Raw genomic sequence first — 17,906 nt, 5'->3', positions numbered from 1 at the left:
ATGTGTGCATGTAACGGAACGGGAGTAATTCAGAACGGTATCGGAATGGGTATGTATCAATTCGCACCATGCGTTTGCAAAGCGGGGAATCAAACGCATGAAGAAGTGGATAGAAGACGTCATGCTGTTATGGCGGAATTAAGAGAAATTCATCAATTACAACTGGAGGGGAAATGGGATGCCACGACTTGGAACGGGTTTGGAGAAGGAAAATTACACAATGGCATTGCAGCAGGGAAAGTACATGAAGAAATCGCGTCGTAACTTATATATTGCTCTAGAAGAATTGGACCTGGTGTTTGATGAAAGCGAAGTAATTCAATTACAAGAAATGTGGAAGGAAAACAAAGGAATCCTTGAAATCGCAAAAGAGTTAGGAAGACATCAATTAGAGATCGCAGCATTGATTATGGATCAGGCCGATAAGAATAAAATCAAATCTCGTCCAATGGGATTAGGGGCATGAAACAACTAACACTGGAGGATGTTGTAGGCAGTTTTGATTATACGGCAACAAGTACGGCTGATAGGTTCTTACAGCATAACGTCATAACGTATGAAGTTCACTTTTATGACCAGGACGAGCGACAAAAAATAGACTGGTTCGATGTTGAGACAGAAGAAGAAGCATGGAGCATGGCGGTGAAAGAACATGGCAAGGGTATTCAGAAGATTAGGATAACTTTTTCTAATCGTACACGAGATGAAATTATGTCACTGGATTAGGAGGGAGCAAATGGAGAAGCCAACATTAAAGGATTATGCAAAGGCTGCTGAAATTGGTGTTAATAAGAAGTATGTAGACCAACGAATGAAAGAGCTGGATTGGAGTTTAGAACGCGCTATAACGACACCAGTCGGTACGAGCTGGGAAGGAAATGAAAAGAATAAAAAATTACTGAAATTAGCTGAGAAAAATGGGGTTAGTGAATCTACCTTTTATAGACGAAAACGTAACGGCATGACGCCATACGAAGCAGCTACCACGGCAAAAGGATTCGAAAAGTACATTCCTTTAGCGGAATCGAATGGGATTAGTAATAAGACCTTTTACCAGAGAGTTAAAAGGAAGATGGATCCATACGAAGCAGCGACAAAGCCGCCACGTAAGTATGAGAAGAAACAAATCAGTTAGGAGTAAATATGAACGAGCAAGACAGGCTAATAGAACGCTTGATTGATAGGCATGTATTTAAATTACCTGATGGCCGTGATTTATATGAAGGGTCATGTGAGGAACTAAGAAAGCTATTGAAAGGAGTTGAAGAGTAATGGCCGTAACAAGTTGCAATTACACGTATTGGGAACAAGCAATTAAGGATTTTTACAGAAAGCAAGAAGTAGAGCAGGAGGTAAGTAATGAAAAAAGAAATCGTGGTGCAGGTGCAAAGTGAACTCGAGGTAGTAGAAAGCGAGATTCGTAAGTTGGAATATCACTTGGTTGGATTGGATAGCGAAAAACGCAAGACAAAGCGTTCTTTGGAAGAGTTGAAGAACCGGAAAGAAGAATTGAAAAGTTATTTATAAGGAGCGGGGAAAATGAAGTTAAGAGTAAAAATTAAACGATTGAAAGATGTGGAATTGCCGAAGTATGCGAAACCAGGGGATTCGGGTTTTGATCTTGTAGCGGCAGCGGACACAATTATATGGCCTGGAGAAACAAAGGTTGTACCAACGGGATTGGCGTTTGAAATCCCGCCAGGATACGAATTACAGATACGCCCGCGTAGCGGTATGACGCGTGATACAAAGTTACGAGTAGTGCTTGGAACTATAGATAGTGGATTTAGAGGAGAGATTGGTGTTCTAGTTGATAATATTGAAGTCCCTAAAGAAGCAAGTATGCAGGCCCATGTAATTGGAAGAGGAACTCGTATTGCTCAAGGTGTCATAGCGCCAGTGGAAACAGCTCATTTTGTTGAGGTGGACGGACTATCAGAATCAGAAAGGGGAAATATGGGCTTCGGGTCAACGGGGATTAAATAAAAAAGGTTAGGATTTGCTCCTAGCAAAGAGTTATGTCGTACAGAAAGGTGCAAACCTGGTGTTTGCAATTTCATTATATAGCGTTTATCAGGCGGATAGGTTGAATCATAGCAATCTTTACGTAAGTTTTACATGATATTGAGATTTTTGATAGAGACCAAATTTGTATTTTGTAAAAGTAAGCAGGGAGTGTGGGGATAATCTTATAGGTAAAAAAAGGCTCAATTCTCAAAAGGGAGAGAGTTGAGCCTGTGGATGTAATTACTAAGTTCTCGAGTTAATGGAAACTAGTAATTAAATAAATTTGCCCTAGGGTTAGGGGGTCTAGGGTTTCAAGTCTGAGTATATCTCACACGGTAATATAAAAAGAATAGAACGTATTGAAGATAACATATGAATGTTTCATAAATGTATCAAAAAAGTGAACAAAAAGTAATTTTGTAAATCAAGATAGTAATCACAGTTAACTAACGGCTTGTTGAAAAAAAGAAGCCCTGCAGAAAATGTTACAGGGCTTCATAAGATTGAGCTATGTCGTACTCACAGGAGATTTTAACATGGATTTAGTGGTGAATATATTGGTAAATGTGTCCAATTTATCTGGAGCAATTATCTTATACAAAAACACCATTTTAACACAAAGCGAAATGGACAAGCGGTTGTATTTTATAAATTTAATAAAATAGTTAATTTATAAAAAGCAGTTAGCTTTCGCTAACTGCTTCACTCCCACCTGGAGCTTTAGTTATGTAATTTAGATGAAGATACTACCTAATAAGATTAAGGCTCCTAGTAAAATTAGAGAATCAACTAAAATCAAGAACTGGTTTTTCTGTGGCTTTTTCAATTCTTTTATTAAGCTGAAAACTGCACTTAATCCAAAACAAATGTATAACAAAATTATTATCGTTCCTGACATAATTAACACTCCTAATATATAAATAATTTAATTATATAACGAAAAATATATACATGTAAGTTTTTAATAAAAACGCTATTTTAAAACAAAGGGGAAATGGGGAATGAAAATGTTGGATCTATGTTCGGGAATTGCAGGAATAAGTATGGCAGCAGATTGGGCGGGAATTGGAACAGCAGCCTTTTGCGAAATAGAAGAGTTCAATCAGAAGATACTTAGAAAGAACTATCCTAACATTCCTGTTTTCCCGGATTTATATAAACTTACGAAACAATCCTTAATAGATGGAGGTGTTGACATTGATTCAATTGGAGTTATTTCAGCAGGATATCCCTGTCAGGGAGAAAGTCTTGTTGGTAAGCGAAGAGGTGCAGAAGACGAAAGATGGTTATGGCCAGAAGTCTTCCGACTCATTAGAGGACTCAGACCCACTTGGTTTGTTGGAGAAAATGTTGCTGGACACGTCACAATGGGCTTGGACACCGTGCTCTCCGACTTGGAAGAAGAAAATTACTCGACAAGGACGTTCGTATTTCCGGCTGTCAGTGTTGGGGCGCCACATCAAAGATACCGGACATTTATTGTTGGCCACTCCAACGACAAGCCAAAATTACAAGCCGATCCGAGGGTTGTGCCCTTCAGAAGTAAACGGCAGCCACGGAAAGACATTACCAGGATCAATCGGGGAACACTTTCCAGAACATATTGGGAAGAAAATCAACCCGCAATTTGTGGAATGGATGATGGGACTGCCACAAGATTGGACGAAGATAGATTGAGATTCTTAGGTAACGCGGTGGTGCCACAGCAAATCTATCCAATATTTGAAGCAATAGCAAAGATTGAAGGTTTATTATAAAAATTTCATTTTTTCATAAATAAAAAGGCAGTTGTTTCCGCAACCACCTTTTTACAAAACAGAGCAACCTTTTCAGAAATAAAATATGAATGATTTCTGAAAAGGTTATAGGTTATAGAATATACGCCTATTTTTATAACGAAAGTGACGAGCTCAGGTTATAAGAAAGGACTGATTATAGTATACGAGAGATTGTTTGAGATTTTTACATATAAAAGAACAGCTAGCAAAAGCTAACTGCTCAATACAGGGAGATACAGAGAAAAACTAAATGGATTTTGGCATACAGCCTATCAACATTATGGACATAATATTGAATTTTATTCGAAGGAATTCATTTTTATAAATTAGATTATGATAGTCGATATTCTCCATATTGACCAGAAAAGAATTAAGAATTCTAGAAAAATTCCAAGTGTTCTTTTCCTAGTTTTTTGAAATTCTTTTACTAAATAGCCAACAGCACAAATTGCTAGAAGAATGAAAAGAATAAGCTCTAGTGTAACTGGCATTTGATCTACTCCTAATTATTTAGTTTAATTTAGTATATAACGATTATAAGATATTTTTTGCGGCTAATGGTGAAAAATTAAACAAAACAATCTCTATATGAAAAAAGGTCCTGTTGTCTCCAACAGAACCTCTTCTAAAATGGCAAAGAGTAACTCTTACCTTACTCTTTGTTTATATACTACAGGAGTGTTAATCGAAATCCAAGGCTCTTTATATTGAGAAATAAAGAAGAGTCATTATAAAGAATTTTACCTTTTTTCATAAATAGAAGAGCAGCTAGCAAAAACTAACTGCTCGGTTCTCCAAGGGGGAACAAGGAGAAAATCTGATGTCATATACATTATTGACGGAATATTGAGTTTTATTCAAAGGGGGTTTACTAATTATGTAGGTTACATGAGAAGTCCTATTAACATCCAGGCTGCTCCGAGCAGAACTAAAGCTTCGAATGTAATCCAAAACTTTCTTTTTTCTGGTTTTTGAAATTCTTTAATTACAGAAAATATGGCACTTATTCCTACAAGAGTAAAAAGAGCAATTCGAATTGTTTCAGTCATTTGCATCACCACCTAAGATTTGAATAGTTTAATTATATATTAATTACCGTTTTGTGGAAATCGAATAAAATAATCCTTTTACGAAAAAAGGACCCGTTGTCTCCAACAGGACCTTTCCTAAAATGGCAAAGAGTAACTCTTACCTTACTCTTCCGCTATATAATACACAAAATACTTAAAAATTTGTAGAACAAGAAATTCCAATATAATTATTTGGATATATAAAATAAATGTGTTTTAACGGAATTGAACATCAGGAATTAAATTACAAATGTTGATTTATCAATGAATATCAATGGTGGGATAGAAAGTGATGATTAATAAAGAAATATTATGATAATAAAATATGAAATATTGCATATTCAATTGAAGTAGAAAGCGAGGAATAACAATGGGACTAGGGAATCGCGGAATGGCTTTTGAGAAGCTTATCAATTTATCGAATGAAATGTATCAAAGAGGGAGAGTGGCGCTTATAAACAAGCGTCCGACTCCTGTAAAGGTGCTAAAAAGTAAAGGTGGTCGTGTACTAAATGGATTCTATGAATCTAAAAGTACAGTAGACTATGACGGTGTATATAAAGGACGAGCTATAGCGTTTGAAGCAAAGTCTACTGAGAATGCTACACGATTTGATTTAAAGAACATTGCGGAGCATCAGTTGGATTACCTGGAGAAAGCGGAGAAGATGGGAGCAATTTGTTTTCTCCTTATAGAGTTTAGTAAGGATAAGTCAATATTTGTAGTACCACTATCAGTCATTCAATCTTACGTAAAGATGTCTCATCAACAGAAGGGCAAGAAGTCTATACCAAGGGCAGACTTTGATATTTATGGATACTTAGTAGAACAGACAGAACGAGCACCGATTGATTACTTGCAGTACGTTGATGAAGTAGTAGCACCAGTTATGTTCGATGGCATGATTCAATTTGATCAGGACCATAAGAAAGTAGCAAATAACATTGAAGAAGCGAAAGAGAAGATGGTCAACAAGAAACGTAAATTATTAAAGGCTTAATGGATAACGGAACCATGTAGAGTGAATGGTGGAGGCTTCTCGCTATGAACGGTTCACTTATTCAACAAAGAGATAGTAAAATTTCACGTACCTGATGTGAATGTAAAAACACAAATTCAGAAATAGGGGTATTCCTTCATGGAGAGACAATTAACATTATTACCGGCTATCGATGATAAGAAAGTACAAAAGGAAGTAGTAAGCGTATTAAAGGAGTACAGAGCGCTCAAGATGAGATTTAGTAATGACGTGGAGCAGGAAGGAATCAGTTTATTCCCTGAATTACGTGATTCAAGGAATACGAGTAAATGGAAGGTGCAGCAGGTTGAGAAGGCGCTTAATAATTTATTAGATGAGGATGAGCGTAAAATCGTTGAGCGTAAGTTCCTTACAAACGAGAGAGTAAAAGACTCAGATGTTTATCATGATCTACTGCTCAAGAAGACATATTTTTATGAGAAAAAGCAGAGTGCAGTTAAATTGATTGCTACAGCGCTAGGAATTATCTAAAAACAGCGAACAAAACGCGGTCAAAATGCGAACTTTTTGGGGGACTAAATAAAATGACAAAAATAATAAATTATATGTACAAGTCCTTTGACAACCGCATATTGAAGAGGATTAGTACACCTATAAGTGAAACGTTCTTATGTGAGAATGTCACGGTAACGTATACCGCATAGTAGGGCGGGCAAGGCGGTAAGAACCCGCATTAAGGCGAAAAGTCCAACGAATGTATAACAATGACATATTCCAGTGTGGCGGGTGTGAGATAACTCGCATTCGTCATGCTGTTTCTATTGTACTTACCATTCAGCTTAGAGGCTGTCCTGCTCTCTGGGTTGATAGTGAATATAAGTCTATTACTCTGTTATGCCGGTTCTTGAAAATGGAAATGGGGTGGTTGTTCTTGATTGAATGAACATCGCGTTTCTGGTACAAGGTTGTATACGTGATCTCGTACATTAGTAATTACTCACGATTCTTATTTATTAATGACCAAAACGAGGGCAAAGAGTTCCGCTCTTTGTTTGAGCCAATAAAACGGAAATATTCCCCTTCCGTCCCTCTAGTGTATTGGTTTAAACAAGGCGTCGGAAGAAACACATACGTCTTGATATAAATCCTTTATAATTCAATATTGTTCAGCAAAGGCAAAAATGACATTAAGTAGCCAAAGTATTGAGCCAGCTCTACGGAGTATAAACGAGAAGATTCTTGGTCCTCTCCTAACCACCGAACGTAAAGTGTGTAGCTAATACGAGCTGGAAAATTATATGATGCGGTGGTTTGGAGAAAGTTGAGAGTGATCTTGACCTTGGAAGAGGAACTTCATCTTTTTATTTCTCTCTATTAGATAGGTTAACTAGGGGCGAATTGATAAAACATATTTTTTGTATTATTAAATACTAATATATATAATTATATTGATAATTATATATTAACTAGTTAAAAATGGGGAAAGAAAAATGAAGATTAAATTTGCTGTGGTTAAAGATGAAAGTTTTGATTTTACTTTATTAGAAACAAAATTGCTAAAAACTTTTAAAGAAGTGGATAATGTAGCAATAGTTGAAAAGGTTGAAGAAAAAATTTTTGAAAAAGATGATGTGCCAACCCATTTAGCGGAGATTACTATTAATGTTACAGGAAAGAATATCGGATATAGATCAGTTTCAGCTAGTATATTTATTGTTCTAGAAAGTCTATCAAGGAAGCTATTCAATATTAATATTAGTATACATTAAGCACCTAATAAGGATGCTTTTTTCTTTGTTATATAAAAATTACATATTAAACATATATTTATACGTTGTGTTCCTACACGTTAAGGAATAGTAATAAAAAGATGATACCGATGAAACCATATAAAAACAAAAAGAATCCTAATATGGTTAGTTTTTTATGAAAGCCGAGCATAATAAACCTCCTTGGGTATATAGAATATTTTAATATATTGTTGGTCTATTTAGAAGGAAAAACATAAGTTGGTATATAAATAAGAACAAAATGGACATTTGGTTTAAATGAGTATATAAATTAGGAAGAATCTAATTATTTGATTCATATTTAAATCAAGGGGTACAAATTCGATGCGACGTGAAAAGGATTTGTTGAAACAATGGAAGGCGGATTTGCAAACTATTCAAGAAGAGAAAAGGCTGAAGAAGAAAGCTAAGAAAAAGAATAAGAAATATAGCATTCCTGGTAATACAGCTGACTTCATGGATGGCAAGAATACTTATCGTAAAGAGAATGGGGTATGGAAGCAAAGAAATAAATAATGTGAGGATAAATAAGCTTGATTAAACCAATAGCAATTATAGCAGGCGCTACTCTGATTTGGGTAGCGTCTTGTTTGTTGTTAAGGAAAGATAAGGGGAAAATAAAAAAAGAGAGCAAGTGCCCTCTTTTTTGGATGTGGTAATTAATCGCAGATTGGTATTCCAAGCACTCTTAGAGCCAATGCTACTTGAAGAGAAATCTCTAACCTAGCAATTTCAATACCAGCTACTGAGAGAACTAAAAAAGGTTGTCCATTTACAAACACTACGCAACTATCCATGGTTACGCCTCCTTTCTAGCAATCTGCTATAGTATATGAATGAAACGTTAATATGTAATAGTTAGATTAATTGATTTGATAGAATTGATAGATTAGCCCATTTAAACCAAACAAACGAACACAACTAAAGAAAAAGAAAAGCAAGAATCAAATGATTCCTGCTAGGTAGAGAACTTTAATTAGTTCAGTTACTGCGATGATGAACTCAGGTGAAACACTTAATTCAAATTTTCCAAATGTAATTTTCATTCTAATAACTCCTTTCTTGAGTGGTTACACTTAGATAAGGGCATGAGTTGAAAGTTTTGGGTCAAATTTATGGAGTTAGATTATATACAGTTGAAAATAGATAGAGTAACAATTATGAAAAAATAAAAAACGATACAGAATAACGTCCTATTTGGGTCTACTCTTTCAGGATTTATTTTGTTCACATTTTAGACATAATTTAAATCCTTGTTTTATAAGTGGTTTAATGTCCTGTTTACATGTACGGAAAACGAATGGTATTATTGACTTACAGATAATTTCCGGACACTTATGCGGACAAAGGGGAGGCATTAGATGATTCTTGGGTATGCTCGTGTATCTACACAGGAACAAAACTTAGCAAGACAACTCAAACAGTTAAATGATTATGGATGTGATTATGTATTTGAGGAGAAAACAAGTGGGGCGACAACTGATAGACCAGAATTACTACGCATGTTGGATAATTTACGTGAGAGTGATGTAGTCGTTGTTACTGATTTAACTCGAATTAGTAGGAGTACTCAAGATTTATTCAAGCTTATAGAAACAATTAAAGGAAAAGGTGCATCGATTAAATCGATAAAAGATACCTGGTTAGATACAACAAGTGAAAATCCATACAGCACTTTTCTACTTACTGTCATGGCTGGTGTTAATCAGTTAGAGCGTGACCTAATTCGAATGCGACAAAGAGAGGGTATTGAACTAGCAAAAGAACGTGGTGTTTATAAAGGGCGCCCTAAGAAATATGACGATGATAATCCTAATATGGAACATGCTTTAGATTTGCTTGCGAACCGAGAGACGAATAAGTTTACAGTAAAAAAGATATGTGAAGTTACTGGTGTAAGTCGCACGGTTCTTTATGAAAGAGCAAAAGAAAAGGGAATTATGTAGATTTTAAAGTAGCGAATCCGCTGCTTTTTTATTTTATACAGAAGCATTTTAAACATTTCTTATAGCGTTGAATACTTATGTAAATATGGAAAACAGATTTGGTTCTTGGAATGAGGGATCAATGTGGATATAACACATATTATGGCGAGGATAGTGGTTAATGGGAAAGATCTTCCGTTTACCTCAGTTAGGACAACTGCATGGATCAATGGACCTGCAAATGATTTAATTGTTACGACTAAGCAAAGGGTGGATGAGCTTTATCGGTTTATGTGGTCACGGGTGCCAGTTATGCTAACAATGTATTTCCTTCAGGGTGCTGACTTGATGAGATTTGCTAGAGTTGCAGGAGTTGATGAAAGTATAACGGGAGAATATATATATCATTTTATTTGGTGATAAGACGAACCTTAAGTAGCCTAACAGCTGCTTTTTATTTTATAAAGGAACCCTCCCTACCTAGGGGCTAGATGATTTTCTTCATACCACAATGACGGCATTCTCTCAAGAAGATGAAATTTTTAATGGAACTTTTAAATGCGGAATTACCGCAATTATCACAGCGACCACTGATTTTATCAGGATGTTCTTCGTATGTGTATATTTTGCTTAAATCGTATTTTGGTTCTTGTTCTTTATCTTCCATTCGTTTCACCTACATATCAATCTGATTTTAAACAACTGAATCACAATATCATGAAGTGTCCACGTAGTGGATGCTTTTTATTTTGCAAAAAGAGAACCTGCAAACCTGCAGATTCTCCTGATAATGATTTATGGAGCAAGACCCGAAAATATAATACAATAAATCGAAAATGAGTTCAAGTAAATAAAAAGAACCCGCTGGAGTTCGGGTCCTTTTCAGAAGTGATGATGTATTTTCAGCTTGGGAACTGAGAAAAACACAAAAATATAATACATCGAGTTTTAGAGAATTTCAAGACCAAATTAGGGATTACCACGAGGTGGTGAATATAGCTAGGAAACGAAGCTTAAATTGTGAAATGAATAATTTGTTACTACATTTTGATTTTTACAAAAAATAACCATTTCCTTCAGATTTCAAGAAGGTTTTACAAAAAAATACATAGAAGTATAAATATATGGTAATGAAATGAGTCGAATTTTCATCATGACGGATATCCAGAATATGTTCATTTCAATTTACATGAAATACACATAGAGGAGAGCGATTATGAAAAGGAAAATTGGTACAGCAGTTGTAAGTTTATCTGTTTTAGGATTTGGAATTTTTGGTGTTACTCATGGAAATGGCGGAGGAATTGTTAAAGCTGACTCTGTAGGAGATCACGGAGGAGCGCCTGCATATGCACATGGAAATCATGGCGGAGCTCCATCTTATACTCATGGAGAGGGATGGTCTCCGAGTTATGCACATGGACATACAGGGGGAGCGCCGTCCTATACTCATGGGCATACAGGAGCACCAGTTTATGGATATGGAGACTATCCAGCACCGGCCTATAACGTAGGAGATACACCTGCACCTAAGTTAGAAGCTGATGGAGATCATGGCGGAGCACCGGCTTATACCCATGGACATTACCCAGCACCGAAGTTAGAATCACATGGAGATTATGGAGGAGCACCTGCTAACACAGAGCCTGGTGGAGGGATTTAACTAATTCTAATATGAAAGTTGTAAGTTTATATAGAAGAAAAAGACTTTGTAATTTACAAGGTCTTTTTTCTTTGTAAAAAAGTTATTCGAATGGAGAAATGAACGAGTTTCTTCCTATTATATAGAAGGTGGTGGGTGATATGGAGTGAAACAAAAACACGAGTTAGCTCAAGAAGATTACATGCAAGGTATGAAGTATAAAGAACTGGCTGAGAAATACGAAGTCAGTATTAATACAATTAAGTCCTGGAGAAAAAGGCATGGTTGGAATCGAAAAGGGGTGCACCCAAAAGATGAAAAAGGATGCACCCAAACCAAAAAAACAGGTGCACCCATTGGCAATAAGAATGCAGTGGGTAATTCGGGCAACAAGAACCCTAAATGGGGTAATAAGAATGCTGTAGGGCATGGTCCGCCAAAAGGGAACCATAACGCTATGACGCATGGTTTCTTTCGAAAACACTTTCCAGAAGATGTGGCTGACTTAGCTGCTGAGATCATGGAGAAGAATCCGATTGATATGTTATGGGAAAACATAACGATTCAGTATACGGCTATTATTAGAGCTCAAAGATTGATGTTTGTTAAATATCAAGAAGATACAACGAAAGAACTACGAAAGAATAAGGTTACTGAAAGTGGATTCGAAGAAGAATGGGAAATTCAATTTGCTTGGGATAAACATGCTACCTTCTTAAATGCACAATCGCGGGCAATGACTACATTATCGCAGCTAATAGAAAGATTCGATAGGCTAGCGAGTGTTGATGATAAGAAAAGATTAGAGTTAGATAAACTGAAAGCTGACATAGAGAAAACAAAAGCCGATACCGCTCGTATTAAAGGTGTAGATGGTGAAGAATACGAAGATGATGGTTTCAAAGAGGCGCTAGAAGGAAAGGTAGAGGAAGTGTGGGATGACCATGACGACGATTCCGAAGCGTAACAAGAAACCTGCTCCATTCAAATTTAAGCCATTCTCCAAAAAGCAGCTAAAGGTATTAACCTGGTGGAAGCCTAGCAGTCCTGTTAAAGACTATGATGGGATTATTTGCGATGGTTCCATTCGTGCTGGAAAGACAGTTTCCATGGCTCTTTCTTATGTAATGTGGGCGATGGAATCATTTGAAGGCGAGAACTTTGGTATGTGTGGTAAAACGATTGGTTCGCACCGTCGTAACGTTATAACGCCACTTAAAAAGATGCTGAAGTCTCGTGGTTATAAAGTTAAAGATCATCGCAGTGAGAATATGCTTACTATTACTAAAGACGGTGTGACAAACTTCTTTTATATCTTTGGTGGTAAAGATGAAAGTTCCCAGGATTTGATCCAAGGAATCACTGCCGCTGGCATGTTTTTTGATGAAGTGGCACTTATGGTACAAAGTTTCGTTAACCAAGCAACAGGCCGTTTGTCTGTAACTGGTTCGAAAATGTGGTTCAACTGTAATCCGGCAGGCCCGTATCACTGGTTTAAAGAGAAGTGGTTGGATCAAAAGAAAGAAAAGAATCTACTGCACCTTAAATTCTCCATGGATGATAATTTGTCATTAGATGAGAAGACAAAAAGAAGATATCATCGCATGTATAGTGGCGTATTCTATCGTAGATATATCAAAGGTGAATGGGCAGCTGCTTCTGGACTTATATTCGATATGTTTGATGAAAATAAGCATAAAGTTCCTACGATTCAAAGGGAGTACGTTGAATACTTTGTCTCTTGTGACTATGGTACGCAGAACGCCATGGTATATGGATTGTGGGGTAAGTGCATCGAAAAAGGTGAAGAAGTATGGTACAAGGTGAAAGAGTACCGTTATAGCGGTAGAGAAACAGAAAAGCAGAAAACAGATCAGGAATACTACGAAGACTTTGAGGGATTTGTAGGGGATTTGCCAATCCGTGGTACAGTAGTTGACCCGTCCGCTGCTTCATTTATAGCTTTGCTAGTTAGGAACAAACGAAGAGTATATAAGGCCCGAAATAGTGTTAAAGAGGGTATTGGTAATGTCGGTGTTGCGCTTAACACGGGCATTATTTATTTTAACGATTGCTGTAACGAAACATTTAAAGAATTTGCTTCTTATATATGGGATGAGAAATCGGTTGAACGTGGTGAAGATAAGCCACTGAAAGAGAATGATCACCATATGGACGAAACAAGATACTTTGTTAATACAATTATTTACGGACTGCGTAAAAAGAAGAAAAAGAAAAGAGGTGAAGCAGCTTAATGATGAATAAAAGGAAAGTTAGTGCCAAAGTAATTAAGGCGGCGGGAACAAGTGCTCAGGTACTATCCCGCCAGCAAGAGAGTGAAAATGAGAAGTATGCTGTAAATGAAATCATTGAACCACCTTATAGAATAGAAGACCTACAGCAGATTAGAGAAAATAGTACGATTCTTGGGCAATGTATTGATGCGTACAAGCGTAATATAGCTGGGTTTGGTCATGAAATGAAGTATAAGCAAGATGATAACAAAGAAACTCCTGAAATGAGGGCGGAGTGGACGTTAGTTGATACTGAAATTATTCCTTTATTTAGCTTCGAAAAGCCATTCAAGGAGATTCTTGAAACGGGCATTGATGATAAAGAGACGACTGGCAATGGTTATATTGAAGCGATTCGTAATTTAGAAGGAAAGCCTGCTGAATTAATAAATATGTTACCGCAGTACATGCGAGTGACTCGTAAAGATGATAACCCCCAAGAAGTTACATACTTAATTAACGGAAAAGAAGTCAAAAGAAAGAAAAGGTTCCGTCGCTATGTACAACGAGTAGGATCAGTAGATACTTATTTCAAAGAATTTGGCGATCCGCGTTTCTTAAATAAAGAGACTGGTGAGTTTTCTGATGTTTCGTTAGGAGAGAAAAACGCTACCGAAGTCATTCATTTGAAGATTGGAAACGGACCATATGGCATTCCACGTTGGGTATCGCATGTTGTTCACATGGTAGGTGCTAGAAAAGCAGAAGAATTAAACCTGCGTTATTTCAAACAAGGTAGGCATATTCCAATGGCTATATTGCTGAAGAATGGCATTTTATCAGAAGAAAGTGAAGCTGCTCTTACCGATTATGTTTCAAATGTCGAAGGTGAAGATAATCAACATAAATATCTCTTATTGCAAGTTGAAAATGCAGATGAAGGTATAGTTGGTGATACACAGCCAAACATTGATATAGAGTTGAAATCACTGGCGGATGTATTGCAAAATGATGCCTTATTCCTTGAATACGATGAGAAATCACGCCAAAAGGTACAATCAGCATTCCGTTTGCCAGATGTATATGTTGGTTACATTAGAGACTTTAACAGAGCAACTGCTGAATCCGTGCGTGAGATTACAGAAGAGCAGGTGTTTGAACCTGAGCGTAACAGCTTAGAGTTCATCATTAATAACGTTCTTCTGCTTCCATATGGATTAAAACACGTATATGTGAACCTACGTAAGTCAGAAATTAGTAACACGGAAGATATGGTTAAAACCGTTGAGGTACTGGCTGATAAGGGCGGTTTAACATTCCGAGATATACGTAATATCGCTGGTAATATGCTAAACAAAGAGTTCTCTGATTATGATATTTCTGAAGCAGATCAACCAGTTGCTTTAGTTTTAGAAAGACATCGTAAAGTAAGTGGTTGGCAAAAAGGATTAGGAGAAACTCTACAGAAGTCAGCTGATAGCAATTCAAATGAAGAACTAGTCAATGTAATGAAAGACCTACGTGACTTACTGGAGTCGATGCAAAATGCAGAAGATTGATAAGCTCTTAGTTTCTCTTAATGAATGGATTGCAAAGGCTGATACGGATGACTTCATAGCTTCATTGCCTGCTGATTTAGAAGTATTGGACATGTTACCAGGATACGTTGAGGAATTTGAAAAAGAAATTGCTAAACTGCTTCGGAAACAGAAGAAGTACTTTGTCGATGGAATTAAGAACTATACGAAAAAAGATGCTGTGGAGAAGGGTATCAAGATAAAGGACATTATCGACTTTGTCACTGGTAGCCTATTTGGGGCTGATACCTTTGCTAAAAGCCTGAGCAAAGCAGCAAGGAAGTTTCTTGATTACACGATGAAAGATATGACAAAAGCTTTTATGGATGCCATTGACCCGGAAATCCAGTTTAATATCTTTTCAAAACGAACTACAAAGTGGATTGATAGTTGGTCGGATGAATTAGGTAAGATCATGAAAATTAATTCTCACAAAGCAGTAGAGCGGATTTTAAACGAAGGATTAGAGAAAGGGAAAGGTACTCGTGAAATAGCAGGAGAGCTTGCGAAGCTTCCGGAATTCGACCGTAAAAGAGCGAAGAGGACAGCACAGACTGAAGTCCTTGCAGCATGCTCCGCTTCTCAATTTGAATCATATTGCCAATCCCCTGCTGTTACAGGTAAGAAGTGGCGTCATAGCGGAGCGAAGAATAACCTACCGCGTGACAATCATGTGGCGTATGACGGTACAACGGTTCCGGTAGAGGAAGAATTTGAACTGCCTGGATCTGGTGAGAGATGTATGTTTCCTCGAGATAGTTCGCTATCTGCTAAAGAAAGAGTTAACTGCAAATGTGTTATGTCTCCTGCAGTAGATAACAATATATTAGGGCTATCTGAAGAAGAGAAGCAGAAGATTAGGGAAGAAACTTTGAAGGAGTTGAGTAGGAAATGAAGACGTCTAAAACTATGCTGAATCATATTTGAAAGGAGGTGAATAGAACAGATGACAAAGCGAAAATTGAAGAATCTACAAGTCTCACATGTTTCTTATGTAAATGCAGGTGCAAATAAACGAGAATTCTTTTTGACTAAATCAGACAAAGAACCGAACTTTGAAAAAGAAGTGCGTGTTATTAAATCAAATGATGAAGAAAAACGCTTAGTATATGGAATTGTTTATGAACCGGGTGTTCTCGATAGTCATAACGATTTCGCTGACGAAGTGACTATCGAGAAAGCTGCTCATGAGTTCATGCTGAAATATCGACAGATTGATAGGGATCATGATTTCCAAGCAGGAGTTGGTGAAGTAGTTGAATCATATATCGCTCCTGCTGATATGGAAGTGAATGGTGAGGTAATAGCAAAAGGAACATGGGTACTTGTTACTAAGGCAACTGAGGAAGTGTGGGAATCTATCCAAAAGGGAGAATATAAAGGATATTCTCTTGCAGGAGTCGCAGAAACAGAAGTGGTTGAAGAAGAAGTAACTAAAACTGAAGAGAAGCAATTTAAGTCCTTCTTCCAATTGATGAAGGGCTTTTTTAGTGGAGAGAAAGAGGACAAACCTGTTGTATCTTTTGCTGAAGAAGTAGAAAAGGCAGGCAAGAAAATTAGTGCTCCAAATGTGGCGGATATCGAAGCTGCTATTGAATCATTAACAAATCTAAAAACATGCGTCACACCTTCAACGGAAGGCGCAGAGAATGAGGGGAACAATATGGAGTTTAACCAAAAACAATTAGAAAAAACATTAACTTCAGCGGTAGAAAAGGCTGTTGGCCCAATTAAGGAAGAGTTAGCTAATGTTAAGAAACACCTTAATCTCGGCCAGGAAAAAACAGAAGAAGATATTAAGGTGGAAAAAGCTGTTGAAGTTGCTACCGCTCCTTTACGAGAAGAGATCGAAGCATTAAAGAAATCTCAAGGTATTAGTAATCAGCAAGATACTGATGTTATCGAGAAAGCAGAAGTAAAAAAATCTGTATGGAATGGCTTACTGTAAGCCTGAAGGAGGAAAATATATATGACACTTAATAACAAAACAATTATTGAAAAAGCGGACGTTACTCTTGCCACATTAGCTAGTGGTGGTTTAATGAATCCTGAACAAGCTGATACATTCTTACGTATGGTGCAAAATTCTCCTACTATTCTAAAGGACTCACGTTTTGTTCAAATGGCTTCAGACACCCTTAAAATTGAAAAAATCGGCTTTGGTTCCCGTATTCTTCGCCCTGGAGTTGAAGGTGTACCTTTAAAAGACTCTGATCGCTCTGCTCCATCAACTAGCACAATTACGTTAAATGCTAAAGAAGTAATTGCGGAAGTGCATATTACTTATGATACGTTGGAAAACAATATTGAGGGCGGTAATCTTCAAAATACTATCATGCAGATGATAGCAGATCGTGCTGCATTAGATATCGAAGAGCTAATTTTAAATGGTGATATAGCGTCTACAGATTCATATTTAGCTTTATTAGATGGGATTCGCAAACAAGCAACTTCGCATGTTATAGATTGTGCTGCAGGTACATTTACTAAAGATGTATTTAAGAAAGCCTATAAAGCTGTTCCTGCTAAGTACTTACGTAACCCTAAAGACTGGAAGTTTTACACATCGCATGGTTTAGAAATTGAATGGAAAGACCAAGTAGCGATGCGACAAACTAACTTAGGGGATGTTTCACTCCAAGGTGGTTTAGCTTCTGCTTATGGTGTTCCAGTAGAGGGAATTGCTATGTTACAGCCATATAATGATGGAGAAAATAATGTATCTGATATTTTATTAACTCCGCCTAAAAATATCGTGACAGGTATGAGCCGTAATATTCGAATTGAGGTAGATAAGGATATTCGCTCTCGGAAATTCATTATTGTTTTAACTGCGAAGGTTGATGTGAAGTTCGAAGAGGAAGATGCAGTTGCAAAAGTTATCAAAGTTAAGGAGTGATGACT

The 17,906-nt window shown here is 36.9% G+C and carries 25 protein-coding genes; 22 read left to right on the top strand and 3 right to left on the bottom strand.

Going from position 1 to position 17,906, the window contains the following annotated elements:
- The 9 genes from ACTFRS_RS27405 to ACTFRS_RS27365 all read left to right on the top strand — a co-directional run bounded on the left by ACTFRS_RS27405 (window position 1) and on the right by ACTFRS_RS27365 (window position 3,764).
- Window positions 1-264, top strand: a complete 264-nt coding sequence (locus ACTFRS_RS27405; RefSeq protein WP_440025808.1) for a hypothetical protein — start codon at window positions 1-3, stop codon at window positions 262-264.
- Window positions 221-466 (top strand): helix-turn-helix domain containing protein, encoded by a 246-nt coding sequence (locus ACTFRS_RS27400; protein WP_372514600.1) that lies wholly within the window; start codon window positions 221-223, stop codon window positions 464-466. The genes ACTFRS_RS27405 and ACTFRS_RS27400 overlap by 44 nt, the downstream gene beginning before the upstream one ends.
- Window positions 463-726, top strand: a complete 264-nt coding sequence (locus ACTFRS_RS27395; protein ID WP_440025810.1) for a hypothetical protein — start codon at window positions 463-465, stop codon at window positions 724-726. Before ACTFRS_RS27400 ends, ACTFRS_RS27395 begins: the two co-directional genes overlap by 4 nt.
- A gap of 10 nt (window positions 727-736) precedes the next feature.
- Window positions 737-1,135, top strand: coding sequence for a hypothetical protein (locus ACTFRS_RS27390; RefSeq protein ID WP_074603296.1), 399 nt, complete (start codon window positions 737-739; stop codon window positions 1,133-1,135).
- An 8-nt stretch (window positions 1,136-1,143) separates the two neighbouring features.
- Window positions 1,144-1,272: a Fur-regulated basic protein FbpA gene (fbpA, locus tag ACTFRS_RS27385; RefSeq protein WP_001985723.1), complete on the top strand. Its 129-nt coding sequence runs from the start codon at window positions 1,144-1,146 to the stop codon at window positions 1,270-1,272.
- The gene (locus tag ACTFRS_RS27380) at window positions 1,272-1,394 is read left to right on the top strand and encodes a hypothetical protein (RefSeq protein WP_270713194.1); all 123 of its coding nucleotides are present in this window, start codon (window positions 1,272-1,274) and stop codon (window positions 1,392-1,394) included. Before fbpA ends, ACTFRS_RS27380 begins: the two co-directional genes overlap by 1 nt.
- Window positions 1,360-1,527, top strand: coding sequence for a hypothetical protein (locus ACTFRS_RS27375; RefSeq protein WP_175574068.1), 168 nt, complete (start codon window positions 1,360-1,362; stop codon window positions 1,525-1,527). The genes ACTFRS_RS27380 and ACTFRS_RS27375 overlap by 35 nt, the downstream gene beginning before the upstream one ends.
- Window positions 1,528-1,539: 12 nt before the next feature.
- Window positions 1,540-1,986: a dUTP diphosphatase gene (dut, locus tag ACTFRS_RS27370; RefSeq protein ID WP_440025812.1), complete on the top strand. Its 447-nt coding sequence runs from the start codon at window positions 1,540-1,542 to the stop codon at window positions 1,984-1,986.
- A 1,022-nt stretch (window positions 1,987-3,008) separates the two neighbouring features.
- The gene (locus ACTFRS_RS27365; protein WP_074603290.1) at window positions 3,009-3,764 is read left to right on the top strand and encodes a DNA cytosine methyltransferase; all 756 of its coding nucleotides are present in this window, start codon (window positions 3,009-3,011) and stop codon (window positions 3,762-3,764) included.
- 905 nt (window positions 3,765-4,669) lie between these two features.
- Here ACTFRS_RS27365 and ACTFRS_RS27360 read toward each other — a convergent pair.
- Window positions 4,670-4,834 (bottom strand): hypothetical protein, encoded by a 165-nt coding sequence (locus tag ACTFRS_RS27360; RefSeq protein ID WP_000140897.1) that lies wholly within the window; start codon window positions 4,832-4,834, stop codon window positions 4,670-4,672.
- 391 nt (window positions 4,835-5,225) lie between these two features.
- Here ACTFRS_RS27360 and ACTFRS_RS27355 point away from each other — a divergent pair, with 391 nt between their 5' ends.
- The 4 genes from ACTFRS_RS27355 (at window position 5,226) to ACTFRS_RS27340 (ending at window position 8,140) form a co-directional block, all read left to right on the top strand.
- Window positions 5,226-5,855, top strand: coding sequence for a Holliday junction resolvase RecU (locus ACTFRS_RS27355; RefSeq protein WP_440025815.1), 630 nt, complete (start codon window positions 5,226-5,228; stop codon window positions 5,853-5,855).
- Between the two features lie 138 nt (window positions 5,856-5,993).
- Complete coding sequence (locus tag ACTFRS_RS27350; RefSeq protein ID WP_000441079.1) at window positions 5,994-6,365, top strand: ArpU family phage packaging/lysis transcriptional regulator; 372 nt, start codon at window positions 5,994-5,996, stop codon at window positions 6,363-6,365.
- Window positions 6,366-7,324: 959 nt separating this feature from the next.
- Window positions 7,325-7,603: a hypothetical protein gene (locus tag ACTFRS_RS27345; RefSeq protein WP_097851697.1), complete on the top strand. Its 279-nt coding sequence runs from the start codon at window positions 7,325-7,327 to the stop codon at window positions 7,601-7,603.
- A 345-nt stretch (window positions 7,604-7,948) separates the two neighbouring features.
- On the top strand, window positions 7,949-8,140 hold the full coding sequence (locus tag ACTFRS_RS27340) for a hypothetical protein (RefSeq protein ID WP_440025817.1): 192 nt from the start codon (window positions 7,949-7,951) through the stop codon (window positions 8,138-8,140).
- 143 nt (window positions 8,141-8,283) lie between these two features.
- Here the strand turns inward: ACTFRS_RS27340 and ACTFRS_RS27335 are convergent, their stop codons facing one another.
- Entirely contained in the window at window positions 8,284-8,421 is a 138-nt protein-coding gene (locus ACTFRS_RS27335; protein ID WP_000376554.1) for a DUF3956 domain-containing protein, read from the bottom strand.
- A 564-nt stretch (window positions 8,422-8,985) separates the two neighbouring features.
- Here ACTFRS_RS27335 and ACTFRS_RS27330 point away from each other — a divergent pair.
- On the top strand, window positions 8,986-9,570 hold the full coding sequence (locus tag ACTFRS_RS27330) for a recombinase family protein (protein WP_000600449.1): 585 nt from the start codon (window positions 8,986-8,988) through the stop codon (window positions 9,568-9,570).
- A gap of 141 nt (window positions 9,571-9,711) precedes the next feature.
- On the top strand, window positions 9,712-9,969 hold the full coding sequence (locus tag ACTFRS_RS27325) for a hypothetical protein (protein WP_098299283.1): 258 nt from the start codon (window positions 9,712-9,714) through the stop codon (window positions 9,967-9,969).
- Window positions 9,970-10,036: 67 nt separating this feature from the next.
- Here ACTFRS_RS27325 and ACTFRS_RS27320 read toward each other — a convergent pair whose 3' ends face one another.
- Window positions 10,037-10,216, bottom strand: coding sequence for a hypothetical protein (locus tag ACTFRS_RS27320; protein ID WP_074603281.1), 180 nt, complete (start codon window positions 10,214-10,216; stop codon window positions 10,037-10,039).
- A 549-nt stretch (window positions 10,217-10,765) separates the two neighbouring features.
- Here ACTFRS_RS27320 and ACTFRS_RS27315 point away from each other — a divergent pair.
- The 7 genes from ACTFRS_RS27315 (at window position 10,766) to ACTFRS_RS27285 (ending at window position 17,901) form a co-directional block, all read left to right on the top strand.
- A complete protein-coding gene (locus tag ACTFRS_RS27315) occupies window positions 10,766-11,212 on the top strand; it encodes a hypothetical protein (protein WP_074603279.1) in 447 nt (148 codons plus the stop codon).
- A 145-nt stretch (window positions 11,213-11,357) separates the two neighbouring features.
- Entirely contained in the window at window positions 11,358-12,158 is an 801-nt protein-coding gene (gene terS / locus ACTFRS_RS27310) for a phage terminase small subunit (RefSeq protein WP_440025820.1), read from the top strand.
- On the top strand, window positions 12,130-13,446 hold the full coding sequence (locus ACTFRS_RS27305; RefSeq protein WP_440025822.1) for a PBSX family phage terminase large subunit: 1,317 nt from the start codon (window positions 12,130-12,132) through the stop codon (window positions 13,444-13,446). The genes terS and ACTFRS_RS27305 overlap by 29 nt, the downstream gene beginning before the upstream one ends.
- On the top strand, window positions 13,446-14,984 hold the full coding sequence (locus ACTFRS_RS27300; protein WP_440025824.1) for a phage portal protein: 1,539 nt from the start codon (window positions 13,446-13,448) through the stop codon (window positions 14,982-14,984). The genes ACTFRS_RS27305 and ACTFRS_RS27300 overlap by 1 nt, the downstream gene beginning before the upstream one ends.
- A complete protein-coding gene (locus tag ACTFRS_RS27295) occupies window positions 14,971-15,897 on the top strand; it encodes a phage minor head protein (protein WP_440025826.1) in 927 nt (308 codons plus the stop codon). The genes ACTFRS_RS27300 and ACTFRS_RS27295 overlap by 14 nt, the downstream gene beginning before the upstream one ends.
- A 51-nt stretch (window positions 15,898-15,948) precedes the next feature.
- The gene (locus tag ACTFRS_RS27290; protein WP_074603269.1) at window positions 15,949-16,950 is read left to right on the top strand and encodes an XkdF-like putative serine protease domain-containing protein; all 1,002 of its coding nucleotides are present in this window, start codon (window positions 15,949-15,951) and stop codon (window positions 16,948-16,950) included.
- Window positions 16,951-16,971: 21 nt separating this feature from the next.
- A complete protein-coding gene (locus ACTFRS_RS27285) occupies window positions 16,972-17,901 on the top strand; it encodes a phage major capsid protein (RefSeq protein ID WP_440025827.1) in 930 nt (309 codons plus the stop codon).
- Window positions 17,902-17,906 lie beyond the last annotated feature (5 nt).

It is taken from the genome of Bacillus cereus group sp. MYBK139-1 (genome assembly GCF_051916915.1).
Lineage (GTDB): Bacteria > Bacillota > Bacilli > Bacillales > Bacillaceae_G > Bacillus_A > Bacillus_A pacificus.
The sequence above is the reverse complement of the archived record's forward strand: the minus strand, read 5'-3'. Positions and strand labels throughout refer to the sequence as shown.

What these genes read in the sequence shown, in the direction of transcription:
- ACTFRS_RS27405 (WP_440025808.1), top strand. Translation starts at nt 1, where the DNA reads ATGTGTGCATGTAACGGAACGGGAGTAATTCAGAACGGTATCGGAATG.
- ACTFRS_RS27400 (WP_372514600.1), top strand. Translation starts at nt 221, where the DNA reads ATGGCATTGCAGCAGGGAAAGTACATGAAGAAATCGCGTCGTAACTTA.
- ACTFRS_RS27395 (WP_440025810.1), top strand. Translation starts at nt 463, where the DNA reads ATGAAACAACTAACACTGGAGGATGTTGTAGGCAGTTTTGATTATACG.
- ACTFRS_RS27390 (WP_074603296.1), top strand. Translation starts at nt 737, where the DNA reads ATGGAGAAGCCAACATTAAAGGATTATGCAAAGGCTGCTGAAATTGGT.
- fbpA (WP_001985723.1), top strand. Translation starts at nt 1,144, where the DNA reads ATGAACGAGCAAGACAGGCTAATAGAACGCTTGATTGATAGGCATGTA.
- ACTFRS_RS27380 (WP_270713194.1), top strand. Translation starts at nt 1,272, where the DNA reads ATGGCCGTAACAAGTTGCAATTACACGTATTGGGAACAAGCAATTAAG.
- ACTFRS_RS27375 (WP_175574068.1), top strand. Translation starts at nt 1,360, where the DNA reads ATGAAAAAAGAAATCGTGGTGCAGGTGCAAAGTGAACTCGAGGTAGTA.
- dut (WP_440025812.1), top strand. Translation starts at nt 1,540, where the DNA reads ATGAAGTTAAGAGTAAAAATTAAACGATTGAAAGATGTGGAATTGCCG.
- ACTFRS_RS27365 (WP_074603290.1), top strand. Translation starts at nt 3,009, where the DNA reads ATGAAAATGTTGGATCTATGTTCGGGAATTGCAGGAATAAGTATGGCA.
- ACTFRS_RS27360 (WP_000140897.1), bottom strand. Translation starts at nt 4,834, where the DNA reads ATGACTGAAACAATTCGAATTGCTCTTTTTACTCTTGTAGGAATAAGT.
- ACTFRS_RS27355 (WP_440025815.1), top strand. Translation starts at nt 5,226, where the DNA reads ATGGGACTAGGGAATCGCGGAATGGCTTTTGAGAAGCTTATCAATTTA.
- ACTFRS_RS27350 (WP_000441079.1), top strand. Translation starts at nt 5,994, where the DNA reads ATGGAGAGACAATTAACATTATTACCGGCTATCGATGATAAGAAAGTA.
- ACTFRS_RS27345 (WP_097851697.1), top strand. Translation starts at nt 7,325, where the DNA reads ATGAAGATTAAATTTGCTGTGGTTAAAGATGAAAGTTTTGATTTTACT.
- ACTFRS_RS27340 (WP_440025817.1), top strand. Translation starts at nt 7,949, where the DNA reads ATGCGACGTGAAAAGGATTTGTTGAAACAATGGAAGGCGGATTTGCAA.
- ACTFRS_RS27335 (WP_000376554.1), bottom strand. Translation starts at nt 8,421, where the DNA reads ATGGATAGTTGCGTAGTGTTTGTAAATGGACAACCTTTTTTAGTTCTC.
- ACTFRS_RS27330 (WP_000600449.1), top strand. Translation starts at nt 8,986, where the DNA reads ATGATTCTTGGGTATGCTCGTGTATCTACACAGGAACAAAACTTAGCA.
- ACTFRS_RS27325 (WP_098299283.1), top strand. Translation starts at nt 9,712, where the DNA reads ATGGCGAGGATAGTGGTTAATGGGAAAGATCTTCCGTTTACCTCAGTT.
- ACTFRS_RS27320 (WP_074603281.1), bottom strand. Translation starts at nt 10,216, where the DNA reads ATGGAAGATAAAGAACAAGAACCAAAATACGATTTAAGCAAAATATAC.
- ACTFRS_RS27315 (WP_074603279.1), top strand. Translation starts at nt 10,766, where the DNA reads ATGAAAAGGAAAATTGGTACAGCAGTTGTAAGTTTATCTGTTTTAGGA.
- ACTFRS_RS27305 (WP_440025822.1), top strand. Translation starts at nt 12,130, where the DNA reads ATGACCATGACGACGATTCCGAAGCGTAACAAGAAACCTGCTCCATTC.
- ACTFRS_RS27300 (WP_440025824.1), top strand. Translation starts at nt 13,446, where the DNA reads ATGATGAATAAAAGGAAAGTTAGTGCCAAAGTAATTAAGGCGGCGGGA.
- ACTFRS_RS27295 (WP_440025826.1), top strand. Translation starts at nt 14,971, where the DNA reads ATGCAGAAGATTGATAAGCTCTTAGTTTCTCTTAATGAATGGATTGCA.
- ACTFRS_RS27290 (WP_074603269.1), top strand. Translation starts at nt 15,949, where the DNA reads ATGACAAAGCGAAAATTGAAGAATCTACAAGTCTCACATGTTTCTTAT.
- ACTFRS_RS27285 (WP_440025827.1), top strand. Translation starts at nt 16,972, where the DNA reads ATGACACTTAATAACAAAACAATTATTGAAAAAGCGGACGTTACTCTT.